The 13,931-nt window shown below is 38.6% G+C and carries 9 protein-coding genes and 1 pseudogene; all 10 read right to left on the minus strand.

Going from position 1 to position 13,931, the window contains the following annotated elements; all coding sequences use genetic code 11:
• The 10 genes and pseudogenes from DRF60_RS07710 to DRF60_RS07755 all read right to left on the minus strand — a co-directional run bounded on the left by DRF60_RS07710 (nt 1) and on the right by DRF60_RS07755 (nt 13,699).
• Nucleotides 1–2,211 (minus strand): RelA/SpoT family protein, encoded by a 2,211-nt coding sequence (locus DRF60_RS07710; RefSeq protein WP_116011521.1) that lies wholly within the window; start codon nt 2,209–2,211, stop codon nt 1–3.
• Nucleotides 2,212–2,323: 112 nt separating this feature from the next.
• Nucleotides 2,324–2,689, minus strand: a complete 366-nt coding sequence (locus DRF60_RS07715; protein ID WP_116011522.1) for a hypothetical protein — start codon at nt 2,687–2,689, stop codon at nt 2,324–2,326.
• A 293-nt stretch (nt 2,690–2,982) separates the two neighbouring features.
• A pseudogene (acs, locus tag DRF60_RS07720) lies at nt 2,983–4,893 on the minus strand (acetate--CoA ligase); the annotation flags it as partial.
• A gap of 57 nt (nt 4,894–4,950) precedes the next feature.
• Nucleotides 4,951–6,837: an AMP-binding protein gene (locus tag DRF60_RS07725; protein WP_116011524.1), complete on the minus strand. Its 1,887-nt coding sequence runs from the start codon at nt 6,835–6,837 to the stop codon at nt 4,951–4,953.
• Between the two features lie 256 nt (nt 6,838–7,093).
• Entirely contained in the window at nt 7,094–7,456 is a 363-nt protein-coding gene (locus DRF60_RS07730; protein ID WP_116011525.1) for a response regulator transcription factor, read from the minus strand.
• 6 nt (nt 7,457–7,462) lie between these two features.
• Nucleotides 7,463–10,159, minus strand: coding sequence for an ATP-binding protein (locus tag DRF60_RS07735; protein WP_167443719.1), 2,697 nt, complete (start codon nt 10,157–10,159; stop codon nt 7,463–7,465).
• Nucleotides 10,152–10,346 carry a hypothetical protein gene (locus DRF60_RS07740; RefSeq protein WP_116011527.1) on the minus strand — a complete coding sequence of 65 codons (195 nt, stop codon included), beginning with the start codon at nt 10,344–10,346 and terminating at the stop codon, nt 10,152–10,154. The genes DRF60_RS07735 and DRF60_RS07740 overlap by 8 nt, the downstream gene beginning before the upstream one ends.
• Nucleotides 10,347–10,415: 69 nt before the next feature.
• Complete coding sequence (locus DRF60_RS07745; RefSeq protein ID WP_116011528.1) at nt 10,416–10,643, minus strand: DUF6814 family protein; 228 nt, start codon at nt 10,641–10,643, stop codon at nt 10,416–10,418.
• A 45-nt stretch (nt 10,644–10,688) separates the two neighbouring features.
• Complete coding sequence (locus DRF60_RS07750) at nt 10,689–12,269, minus strand: MFS transporter (RefSeq protein WP_116011529.1); 1,581 nt, start codon at nt 12,267–12,269, stop codon at nt 10,689–10,691.
• Nucleotides 12,270–12,319: 50 nt separating this feature from the next.
• Nucleotides 12,320–13,699, minus strand: coding sequence for a porin (locus DRF60_RS07755; RefSeq protein WP_116011530.1), 1,380 nt, complete (start codon nt 13,697–13,699; stop codon nt 12,320–12,322).
• Nucleotides 13,700–13,931: the final 232 nt, after the last annotated feature.

Here is a 13,931-nt window from a genome sequence, read left to right on the forward strand (position 1 = left end):
CTATGATTGTAATCGTCTCACTCTGGAAACTCCGTCAATATTTTTGAGTTTTTTAAATGTTTCTTCCAGTTGGCCTTTGTTTTTAACTTCAAGATTGATATTGCCCATAAAAACACCGTTGTTAGATTCTATGGACATACTCTTCATATCCATTCCCATGCTGCCGCTGATAACGGTGGTAATATCGTTGATCATTCCCATCCTGTCAAGACCTTCAATTTCGATCTTAACTCTGTTCTTAAAGCTTTCTGCATTCACCCATTTGGCAGGGATGACACGGTAATCATACTGTGCTCTCAGATTAATGGCATTCGGACAGTTGTCGCTGTGAACCTTGATACCGTCGGAAATTGTGATAAATCCAAAAATTTTATCGCCGGGAATTACTGTACAGCATTTTGCATAACTGTAATTCAGCTTTTCTTCATCTTTCCCGAAAACGATCATATCAAGATTCTGTTCTTTCGGATCTTCAAAATGAACATTCTTCGATGGAGATTTTCTGAATCTTGAAAGTAAATTATTAAATACGTTTTTGCTTTCAATATATTTTCTCAGGCTACTGACATCCAGCTCATTGCTTTGGAATTTAAGGAACAGTTCCTGTGAAGATTTTAGATTGAAAAACTTTTGAAGTTTGTTCACCTCTTCATCATTAAAGTTGATCTTCGCATGACGGAGCTTCCTTTGAAGAATCTCTTTTCCATCTTCTACCAGCTGGTTTTTCTGGGAATTCAGGTAACTTTTAATCTTAGACTTGGCTTTGGATGTCACTACAAATTCCAGCCAGTCCGACTTAGGCTTTTGATTCTGCGATGATAAAATATCTATTTGATCACCATTCTGAAGAACATAAGAAATAGGAACCAGCTTTCCATTGATTTTTGCTCCAAGACATTTCATTCCAAGATCAGAGTGAACGGCAAAAGCAAAATCCAGAGCTGTTGCATTCGTCGGAAGGATCTTGATTTCCCCTTTTGGAGTAAAAACAAATACTTCCTTAGAATATAAATTGAGTTTAATATTATCTAAAAGTTCAGATGTGGAAAGGTTTTGCTGCTGTTCAAGAATATCACGGATTTCAGTAACCCATCGTTCAAAATTCCGGTCATCGGAACTCTGTTTGTAGCCTTCTTTATATTTGTAGTGAGCAGCAACTCCTTTTTCTGCGATTTCATCCATTCTTTCTGAACGAATCTGTACTTCTATCCATTTTCTGTCCGGTCCCAGAACCGTTAAATGGAGACTTTCGTATCCTGTAGAACGTGGCTGAGTAATCCAGTCTCTCATTCTTGAAGGATTACTGTGGTAAACATCCGTTACGATAGAGTAAATCTTCCAGGCCAGGAATTTTTCGTTCTTTGCATCCGATTTATAAATGATCCTGATTGCATAGTTATCGAAGACCTCTTCAAAAGAAACTCCCTGCTTCAGCATTTTCCTGTAAATGGAAGAAATAGCTTTCGCACGGCCTTTGATTGTGAAATTTAAACCTTCTTCTTTTAATCTTTCAGATGCTTCTTTCTTAAATTCCTCAATATATCTTTCACGGCTTTCTTTAGCCAGTTCCAGTTTCTCTGTAATCTCACTGTAAATCTCAGGATTGTTGTATTTTAATGAAAGATCTTCCAGTTCCGATTTGATATTATACAGCCCCAGACGGTGTGCCATGGGTGCATAAATATAAACTGTTTCGGAAGCAATCTTTTTCTGCTTGTCCGGAGCCATGCTTTCCAGTGTTCTCATATTGTGAAGGCGGTCAGCAATCTTGATAAGAATAACCCTGAAATCCTCAGACAGCGTCAATAACAGTTTTCTGTAATTTTCCGACTGTACGGAAATGTTCTGATGATTCATAATGGAGATCTTTGTGAGACCGTTCACAATATTGGCGATTTTCTCTCCAAAAATCTTTTTAAGATCTTCATAAGTATAGTCGGAGTCCTCTATTACATCATGCAGCAAAGCACAGGCAATAGAAGTGGCTCCAAGACCAATCTCTGTTGCTACAATTTTAGCAACAGCAATAGGATGATAGATATATGGTTCGCCGGATTTTCTCCTTTGATCTTTATGGGCATCCAATGCAATATCAAATGCCTTCCGGATAAGCTTGTTATTTTCCTCGTCCAGAGTCCTGTATGTATTTGAAATCAGATCCTTATACCGGGCAAGGATTTCTTTGTTTTCCTGTTCTAAATCGTAACTCATTTGTGCTAATGCCTATAATTAAACGAAAATACGAAATTTTTTAAACTTTTCCACCATAAAAAATCCGCAGAATACTCTGCGGATTTCCGGTTATTAGATTTTGTGTTTTCTGTCAGAATTTAACTTCTGAATCCATGCCACTGCTTGATGCCTTTATTCTCACATCGGGACTGGGATGGATGTCGGCTCTGTTTCTGGCATCAATAAATCGTTTAATGTGATCGTAATGTGCCTCTCCAATACCCATATTCTCGAATAAATAGGTCTTCAGTACTGAATTCTGGCTGAAAATATTTCGGGCGCCATCAGTTTGGTTATTATCTTTTACCGCAACACTCGCGAGATACTGAGAGGTTTCAGAGCCGTTATGAAGATATACTATGTAATCTGAATTTTCAAATCCTGAATTTTCCAGATCGGCTTCAAGCTTTTTGTAATCGCTGTGGTGTGCAAATAATCCAGCTAATATATTTGACATAAGCAATAGTTTTTAAATTGTACTTAAAGATAATAAATATTTTTCAATATTGTTGCTATTAATTTATTAAATTTTACAATTTATTATTTTATCTATAGTATAATGTTAAAATATTTGAAAATGTCTATTGAACACCTGTTTGATTTTAATGATGAAATAATCTGTACGTTTGGGTGGAACGGGGCAAAATATTTCTATTGAATATATTTAAATCTGCCATATCCGTAAAGTCCATTCGGAATAAAACATAAAAAAACGGACCAAAGCCCGTTTCCATTGAATATTATTAAATTTTAAATCCTTTCATTTTTAATTTCCTCTACAATTTCAGGATTCAACAGGGTGGAAATATCTCCGAAATTACTGAAATCTCCTTCTGCAATTTTCCTCAGAATCCTACGCATAATTTTTCCGGAACGTGTTTTCGGAAGCCCTGAAACAAACTGTATTTTGTCAAGCTTGGCAATAGGTCCTATCTGGTCTGATATCAGTTGATTAATCTCCTTTTTAAGATTTTCCTTGTCACGGCCTTCTCCGGTTTCTTTTAAGATCACAAAGCCATATAAAGCATTTCCTTTGATGTCATGAGGATAACCAACAATAGCAGATTCTGCAACAGCTGGGTGCTCATTGATACTGTCTTCAATAGGAGCAGTCCCTAAATTATGCCCGGAAACAATGATCACATCATCTACACGGCCAGTAATTCTGTAATACCCGACCTCATCTCTTAAAGCACCATCACCTGTGAAGTATTTTCCGGGAAAAGCGCTGAAATAGGTTTCCTTATATCGTTGGTGGTCGCCCCAGATCGTTCTTGCGATTCCCGGCCACGGAAATCGGATGCAGAGATTTCCTGTCACCTGGTTTCCTGTAATTTCATTGCGCTTATCATCCATCAGTACTGGTTGGATGCCTGGTAAAGGAAGTGTGGCATAAGTGGGTTTGGTTGGGGTAACGAAAGGAAGTGGGGAGATCATGATTCCTCCTGTTTCCGTCTGCCACCATGTATCTACAATAGGACATTTTTTATTTCCAACATGATCATTGAACCAATGCCAGGCTTCATCATTGATAGGCTCACCTACGGAACCGATCACCTTCAATGAGCTCAGGTCATGTTTATCTACCCATTCCGTGCTTTCTTTGGCCAATGAACGGATGGCGGTAGGAGCGGTATAGAACTGGGTGATTTTATGTTTTTCAATAACTTCCCAGAAACGGTCCGGTTCAGGATAAGTAGGTATCCCTTCGAAAATCACAGTGGTTGCTCCGTTAAGCAGAGGACCGTATAAAATGTAGGAATGTCCCGTAATCCATCCGATATCTGCTGTACACCAATAGATATCATTCTCTTTATAATTAAATACATTTTTAAAGGTGTAGGCGGTGTATACCATGTATCCTGCAGAAGTGTGAAGCATTCCTTTCGGTTTTCCGGTAGAACCTGAGGTATACAGGATGAAAAGAGGATCTTCGGCATCCATGATTACAGTAACGAAATCTGCGGAGGCTTTTTCATACAGTTCCGCCATCCAGTGGTCTCTGCCTTCTTTCATTTTAATTTCGTTGTGTGTTCTTTTCACAACCAGAACGGATTCTACGCTTGGTGTTTTTTCCAATGCTTCGTCTACAATGCTTTTCAGATCAAGAACTTTGTTTCCCCTGTAGCTGCCATCAGAAGTGATGATCATTTTGGCATTACAGTCATTCACCCTTGAAGCCACGGCGGAAGCTGAAAATCCTGCAAAAATAACGGAATGTACAGCGCCTAATTTGGCACAGGCAAGCATGGTAACAGCTAATTCGGGGATCATCGGAAGATAGATGCATACTCTGTCTCCTTTTTCAATGCCCATTTCACGTAAAACATTGGCTGTTTTGTTGACACGGTTATACAATTCAGTATAGGAAATATGCTGTGCTTCCTCTTTCGGGTCGTTGGGCTCCCAGATAATGGCAGTTTTATCACCTCTTACTGCAAGATGTCTGTCGATACAGTTTTTAGTGATATTTAATTTAGCATTCTTAAACCATGTGATTTTGGCTTCGTTCATATCATACTTAACCACCTTGCTCCATCTTTGGTACCACACAAAATTTTGATCGGCTATCTTATCCCAGAATTTTTTAGGATTTTTAATAGACTTTTTATACTCTTCAAAATAATGTGGCAGATCTTCAATTAAGTAATTTCTCATATCCCTTCGTTTTTTGAAATTTGAATTTTATTAATATTAAATATATATTTAATTTATGGCTTAGGCCCTATAGTCATTGATTTTTTCCTGAATTTCCTCAATGATTTTTTCATCATCGATGGTTGACGGAATCTGAAAATCTTTTCCATCCAGCAAGGTTCTTATCAGTTTTCTTAAAATCTTTCCGGAGCGGGTTTTGGGTAAGCGTTTGACAACCATGGCGTTTTTTAAAAAAGCCACAGCCCCGATCTTTTCACGAACCATTCTGATGATATCTTTTTCTATTTCCTCTTCAGATATTCCTGTTCCGTTTTTCAAAACAACCGTGGCAAAAGGAACCTGTCCTCTCAGTTCATCATCGATACCTACGACAGCGCATTCGGCAACATCGGGATGTGACGAAACAATTTCCTCCATTTCTGAGGTGGAAAGCCTGTGTCCGGCTACATTAATGACATCATCTACTCTCCCGGTAATGAAAATATAACCGTCTTCATCCTGAATGGCACCATCTCCGGAGAAATAATAGCCTTTGTATTGGGATAGGTAGCTGCTCTGAAAACGTTCATTGTCATTCCAGATGCCTAAAAGCGCCCCGGGTGGAAGTGGAAGTTTGATAATTAAGTAACCCTCCTGATGAGCGTCGAGTTCATATCCATTTTCATCAAAGATCTTAATGTCATATCCGGGAATAGGTTTTCCGGCTGCAGCTCTTTTGATTTTATACTGATCATCGAATGTCATTAAGCCTAACATAGGCCATCCGGATTCTGTCTGCCACCAGTGATCGATAGCAGGAACTCCAATATGCTCTGTAAACCAATCTAAAGTGGCCACATCGCATCTTTCGCCGGCTAAAAACTGCTTTTTGAAATGAGACAGATCGTATTTTTTAACCAGTTCTCCGTTTGGATCCTCTTTTTTAATAGCCCGGATGGCTGTAGGGGCAGTAAACATTGCAGAAACTTTATATTCTGAAATAATTCTCCAGAACGTACCTGCATCTGGAGTCATGATCGGTTTTCCTTCAAAGATGATCGTTGTATTCCGGTTGATAAGCGGTCCGTAGACACTAAAACTGTGACCTACCGCCCAGCCGAAATCTGAAGCTGCCCAATACGTTTCTCCGGGCTCAACACCGTAAATATATTTCATGGAGAATTTCAATGCGGTTGCATAACCTCCGGTGTCACGTGCAATTCCTTTGGGTTTTCCTGTAGTTCCGGAAGTGTAAAGCAAATACAGCGGATGAATAGATTCCACAGAAACACAATCTACAGGCTCCGATTTTTGAACCAGTTCTTCGTAATCAATCAGCCCTTCGAACATTTCGTGCTGGTTGTCTACCAGTTTTCTGTTGTAAACAATAATATTATCGACTTTATCCTGGGCCAGTTCAATGGCTTTTTCTACAAGTGGCAGATAAGGAATTCTTTTGGCTATCTCTACACCTGCTGTGGCTGTGATCAATGCTTTGGGTTTACAGTCATCAATTCTTACCACCAATTCGTTCGGTGCAAAACCTCCGAAAACGACATTGTGAATCACCCCGATTCTTGCACAGGCCAGCATTGCAAACAGAGTCTGTGGGATCATCGGCATGTAAATAACGGCTGTATCGCCTTTTTTTAAGCCTAACGAGACGAGTCCACCTGCGAGTTTTGATATTTCTTCTTTAGCCTGATCAAAAGTGTAAGTTATTTTCTGGCCAGTAACTGGAGAATCATAAATAATGGCGATCTGATCTCCAAAACCGTCTTCAATATGTTTATCGATGCACAGATAGCACATATTGAGTTTTCCGTCAGCATACCACTGCGGATAATCATTTTTACCTTTGGAAAGAATTTGTTCAGGAAACTCAAACCACTGAATTTCTTTGGCCTGTTCCTTCCAGAAATTTTCTTTGTCTTCTATACTTCGTTTAAATAGAGTATCTGCGTCCATATTAATTTTGTGTTTTATGTTTCTTGTTATTGCGAGGAGTGAAGCGACGAAGCAATCTCTTTAAAGCAATGCTAAGACTTAATGTTCTAAACAACTTTAACAAAATCATAATGGTTGAAACTGAAACCATTAAGGTCTATTTAAGAATTAAGATTATTAAGATTGCTTCGCTTTGCTCGCAATGACGGTGTATTAATTTCCAGTATCTCAAGTCTCATATCTCGTGTCTTATATCTGATGTCTTGATTCTCTTACTCTACTCAAATATCTCCTCAATCTGCTGTATCAGTTTCTTAATGGAATAAGGTTTCGTTACATAAGCATCAGCACCCATTTTCAGGCCTTTTTCAATGTCTTTAGGATTGTTTTTTGCACTCAGAAAAATGACTTTTGTATCTTTCATTCTTTCATCTTTTTTAATGGCTTCCAAAGTGCTGTATCCGTCCAGATTGGGCATCATGATGTCCAGAAGAATGACGTCCGGAACCATTGTTTTCAGGAAATCCAGAACTTCCGTTCCGTCTCTTGCAATGTAAACGTCGTAGCCGTTTTTCTTAAAACTGTATTCCAGTGACATTAATATTTTGTGTTCGTCATCGGCAATAATAATCTTTCTCATAGATGGTTATTGGTTTTGTTCAACTTCATTTTTTGTTATGCTGTAAGGAATGCTTATCGTAAAAGTTACACCCAGGCCGCTGTTTTCTGCTTTTATTGTTCCGCTATGTGCATGTACAATTTTCTTTGAAATAGCCAGTCCGAGTCCGCTTCCTGTAGGTTTTAAAATGTTCTGGTTTTTTGACTGATAAAATTTATCGAAAATCATTTCCAGGTCCTCTTCGGGAATATGTTGTCCGGTATTGAAAATGGTAATGATCAGGTGATTTTCTTTTTCAGCGAGTTTGGTTTGTATGGTTCCCTGGTCATCGGTGAACTTTAAAGCATTCCCGAGAATATTTTGGAAAAGCTGGATCATTCTCGCTTCATCATATTCAAATACAGTTTGATTCAGGAGATTCACTTCACTTAAATGAATGTTTTTTTGCTGTATCAGATGGAGTAGAGGATTTAAAGCTTTTTTGTAGGTTTCAAGAATATTATTTTCTTTAATGTTTAAAGCAATTTCTCCGTGTTCCAGTTTGTCGAGGTAGAGAATATCGTTGATGATCTCGCTTAATCTATCAGATTCCGTAATGATATTGTTTAAAAATTCCTGCTTGATATCCGTTGGAATATCGTCATCGTCAGCTAAAATTTCCCCTGCCGAACGGATGGCGGTGATTGGGGTCCTTAATTCATGGGCTACAGAATCCAGGAAATCGTCTTTCTGGCGGTCTTTAATGATCAGGCTTTCATTGGCGGTTCTCAGGTCATTGGAAAGTTTCTGTAATTCTTCGGACTGTTCAGTCAATTTTTTATTAAGGGTAATGTTTTCTTTAGATTCCTCTAAGATATTCAAAACCTCCTTTAAAGATATTTTATCTTCTTTGGTGACTCCCTCAATCAGAATTTTTGCAGATGCGGTCCCGATCCTTCCCGCCAGAAGGTTTTCAGAAAACTTGATAAATCTTGAATCCGCAGTTTCAGTTTTAGAATCTATATTATATTTTAAATTAAATATCCTTAGGGCTTGATCCGTTTTATTTTTTCCTAAAAATCTTTCCAGAATATTTTTAATGTCCGAAACATAAGCAGTTCCGCGCCAGATAAAAGCATTCTCATGGTTTTGGATATACCTGTCGATGTCTACATATAATTCTGCGAAATTTCTTTCCCGGTAATTCCCTTTAACGCTTACAGAAATAATAGTGAACAAGGCTGTGTTGGTGAAAATAGACCAGAAGAAGATCTGTGGGATTCTGCTTAAAAAAGGAATATTAAAAAATGTGAACGCATCATACATCTCACGGATGACACCTTTGAACTCCTGGTTGTATGAGAAGTAATACTGCGGAATAATCAGTCCGAAATAGCAGATTGCCAGCCCTGCAAGCAGTCCTGCTACAGCGCCTTTATAACTTCCTCTTCTCCAGAATATTGCTCCAAAAAATGAAGGGGCAAGCTGTGCAATTACAACAAACGAGATAAGCCCTACGGAATCCAGCGATGTTTTCAGAATAAAATACTTATAGAAAACAAAAGCCATGATGATCAGAGCAAAAATGCTGAATTTTCGAATGTTTGTAATATTTCTTGTATTCTGAACCTCGTTTTCGGATTTGAATTTTCCCAACAAACCATAAGGAATGATGAGGTTATTGGAAAGCATGATGGATAAAGTAATGGCTGAAATAATGATCATGGAAATGCACGAACTCAGTCCACCCAGAAACACAAAAACTGTAATTAAAGTATTGTCAAAATGCTGAGGAATCAGGATGGAGTAGAACTCCGGATTTACCTTTTCTCCATCAAAAATAAGCCTTCCTCCCCAAGCAATCGGGAAGATAAATATGGTGAAAATCAATAGATATAAAGGGAAAAACCAGATCGCTGTTCTGATGTGTTTTTCCTGCCGGTTCTCAATAATTGCCGTGTGAAACTGTCTTGGAAGAATACAGATGGCTGTTGCGGAAATCATACATAATACCATCCAGTTCATAGCACCTTCAATTCCGTTGAATGTATTTTTTTCTTTAAAATCTTGAAATTTACTAGCCTTTTCATAGATATCTGAAAAGCCATCGAATACGAAGTAAATGACAAAAATACCTAAAATAATAATAAACAAAAGCTTTAAAAAACTTTCCAGGGCAATGGCGGAAATAATTCCCAGACGTTTTTCTGATGCATCCACATATCGTGTTCCGTAATAGGATGAAAACAAAGCGATTAAAACAACCACAAACGTTGCGTTATCGGTCAGTATATTATTGGATATTGAAGTCTCGGTAACCAAGTGAAAAGTTTCGGAAATAGCTTTGATCTGAAGTCCTATATAAGGGACGATAGCCAGAAGACATACAATTGTGATAATAGCACTGAAATTTCTGCTGTTTCCATATCGTAAAGAAATAAAATCGGCAAGACTGCTGATTTTATTGACTCTGGAAATTCTTACAATTCTCGTATTGATGTAAATCCATGCGGGAATAATCATAATCGGTCCTATGTAAATCGGCAGATAATTCAGTCCGCTAATGGCAGCTACACCAATGCTTCCGTAGTAGGTCCAGGCTGTGCAGTACACTGCCAGAGACAGTGCATAAATATACGGATTATTGATCCACCGCTTGCTCTTTCTCTTCTCTGCCAGGTGGGCAACGAAGAACAAAAGGGCGAGATAGACTAAAACAACAATAAATAACGCAAAACTACTCATCATACCTTTTTACGATTACAAAAGAAATAATGATTGAGATTATCCACACAACGAACAGGTAGACCAGAATCATCGGATAGCCGAAAACATTTTTTTCACTGTTAAAAAGCAGTGAAATAGGAATGCTGAAAGCCATCATCAATCCGATGCTCAGGATAATCAGCTTTTGTTCGTGTCTTTTCTTCATACATGATGATGGATAAAAGATAATTGATGAGTTACCTATACCCATCAATTATCATTAATCGTTTATAAATTAAATTTTATCGTCTGAATATTCTCCTGTCAGCGAATAGTATCCGAAAATAGCCATTCCACCGGAAACAATCGGCACCAGTATAAAAAGTATAATAATGCCGAAAACCAGATCTTCCTGTTTTCCTGAGGTTATTTTAGGGATTCCCATTACGGTAATTCCGAAGTATGCAACAACCAATGCCACCAGAATCCATACAATGCCTAATATTTTTTTTAATCCGTTCATTTTTAGTAGATTTAAAATTAATAAATTTCTGAGTGATTATCTCTATTAATCGTGGATATTGTTGTTCTTATTTTTAAGATAAATCAATCCGATGACTAAACAGACTCCAGCGACTCCAATAGGATACCAAAGTCCTTCCAGGTACCACGTTGCATGTCCCGCATCCTTTCCCTGAGTTACCAGGTACGTTGCTACGGCCGGAAGTAATCCTCCGAATACGCCGTTTCCAATGTGGTAAGGCAATGACATCGAGGTATAGCGGATTCTTACCGGGAACATTTCAACAAGAAAAGCAGCGATTGGCCCGTAAACCATTGTTACAAAAATCACCTGAATGAAAACCAGAAATACCAGGTACCATCTTGTATCGTTGCTCAGTGTAATCGATGTTGTGACTTTTGGTTCTTCCGCTTTTCCGTCTTTCATGGCGGGACCGGCTGCAGACCAGTGCACGATACTGTCTTTTTTAATGAAAGTTCCGTCTGTATATGTAGTTTCTTTGTGAAATGTAATTAAGCTGTCCGATGCAATATCTTTGTGGATTGCAGCACTTCTTGTCTCTTTGATCCCATCACTTGCAACGGTTTTAGCTTCAATATTTACACTTTTATACATGCTGTCGTAAATAGGTCTGTAGGCCAAAATGGCAACCAGCATGCCTGTCATCATGATTGCTTTTCGTCCGATTTTATCTGAGAGCCAGCCGAAAAACACGAAGAACGGTGTACCCATTAACAGGGCAGTAGCCATTAAATAATCGACCTGCATCGAGTCTATATTCATCACTTTCTGGAGGAAGCTCATGGCGTAAAATTGTCCGGTATACCAGATAACACCCTGTCCCATCGCAGCACCAAACAGTGCCAGTAAAACAAATTTGAAATTAAACTTGTTTCCGAAGCTTTCTTTTAACGGATTTTTTGATGTTTTCCCTTCACTCTTAGCTTTCGCAAAAAGCGGCGATTCTTTCATGTTTTTTCTGATGAAATAAGATACTCCCACCATTAAAATTGAAATCCAAAATGGAATTCTCCAGCCCCAGGAATCAAATTCTGCTGCAGATAGCGAGTTTTTAGTAATTAAAATGACGATTAATGAAATAAAAAGTCCGGCGGTAGCTGTAGTCTGAATCCACGAAGTCCAGTAACCTCTTCTGTGAGGCTGTGCATATTCGGCAACATAGGTTGCGGCACCTCCGTATTCTCCTCCCAACGCCAAACCTTGTAAAAGTCTTAAGATTAAAACTAAAACCGGCGCCATGAACCCGATGGTTTCATATCCGGGAATACATCCGATCAGGAAAGTAGAGAATCCCATGATAAGAAGTGTAACAAGAAAGGTGTATTTTCTTCCGATAATATCACCTAATCTCCCAAAAAACAAGGCTCCGAAAGGCCTAACCACAAATCCGGCTGCAAACGTCGCCAATGTAGATAAAAATGCGGCAGTAGGATTGTCAGCAGGGAAAAATTTGGTTGCTAAAACGATCGCTAAACTTCCAAAAATATAAAAGTCATACCATTCTATCAGAGTACCAAGTGATGAAGCAGTGATCACGCTCCAGATGGTGCGGTTCTTCTGCCGGTCGGTCATATTTTCGTAGTTTTCGTGGTGATTTTCGCTCATGTTGATTGATTTTGATATTAATAGATTAAGATATTAAGTTCATCCGGTGTTTAAAGGTAAATTTGAAACTGTACAATGAATTCGCCTTTTGAAGAAGGGCTTTCCGTAGGACTGGTATAAACCGGTCTTGTGGAATATTGCGTAGTGATCTTTGCGTGATGGCCGTCTATGAACCAGTTGGCACCCACGTCAAACTGTGAAGATGATTTATCTAATGCTTCAAAGTTTTTGTGTGTATATGCCGCGAAAGGCTGTATTCTGATTTTTGGTTTTTCTGCCTGATTCGGAAGAAGTAAGCCTGCTTGGGCATACACTACATTCCCTGTTCCGATCATCGGTTGTAGATTTCCAGGACCCGCGATGGCTCTGTTTCCTGTAAAATTAGGGTCATTGGATGCAATATTCATCGTTCCCAGATTTCTTATGTAGTTGGGGCCAAAATTATAGTTGTAATATCCGGCATAGGCAGAAACGGCCATCTTATGTTTGGCATTTCCCAAAGGAATATCTGCAAATGCATCCACTGCTAAAAGTGTAATGTCGTGTTTCTCAATATTAGAATTCACGGAAGTTCTGGTCCCGTCCGCCTGATGGTAAAAACCTGCACCTACATTAAATACTTTTTTCGTTCCTAAATACGAACCCACTTTGAAAGGAAGGGTATTTGATTCTTCATCAAGGAACTGGTATTCAACATAACCGGCTTTAGAAAAGCTTGGATTTCCATTGTTGTCAACCGCTGCGGCTCTTGATGGATCCATTACATTGACTGGAGCCATATCAGTTGCAAAAGGCTTGTTTAAGCTGAAACGGTATTCCAGTTTTCCATATTTCCCTTTAGTAAACATCCCGAGCTGTCTGGCAAACTGGTCAGAATTATCAATCAAAGGCCATGAGAAAATAGGGGAATCTACAGTAAGGAAGTTCAATGTTGAAGCCATCGTCATACGTGAAAGCCCCATGTAGTAATGAAGTCCTGCCCCTAAAGATAAACTGAATTTTCCCGCTTCTCCAGGTAAAATAACTGCGTACTCATTCCATGCATCATGGAAAAATAATTGTGGCTTCTTACCATTTCCATAACCTCCTGTTCCCGTGGTACCTGTCGCTCCTCCGTTGATGAAGGTCTGGTTATTGATCCCAAAGTGAGCAAGAATCATGTATCGTTTAGAAATTTGTGCGTACATTAAAGCACGTAACCTTCTGTTTCCCAGGCTCAAGGAATTATCGGTAGCTTCCCCCGCAACCATACTACCGGGATTCATTTGGGTATTTCTGAGCCAAAACTGGTCCCATAAAATAAATCTGATGTACTTATCTCCTTCCGGATTGAGGTTTAATTTTAACCCGCCTCCGTAATCAGGAGAACCCTGTGAGTATAAAGAACTGCTTATTAGGGTTAGTCCAATAATTGGAAGTAATTTCTTCATAAATTATCAATTTTTGGCGTTATTTTTTGCGAAAGCCAAATTGTAATTAATAATTTATTTACGAAAATTTAATATATATTATTGGTAATAATATAGTTTTTACGTAATGATCTGCTTTTCAGATACGAGTTTCGGGTTTTAGTGTGGAAGAGTTTGAGGGGTTTAGAGTGAATATATTCTTGGTTGCTAGTTGCTGGTTCATAGCTGAGTTAATAATCAATTGTCTGAAATA

Origin of the sequence: Chryseobacterium elymi (assembly GCF_003385495.1) — a bacterium.
Taxonomy (GTDB): Bacteria; Bacteroidota; Bacteroidia; order Flavobacteriales; family Weeksellaceae; genus Chryseobacterium; species Chryseobacterium elymi.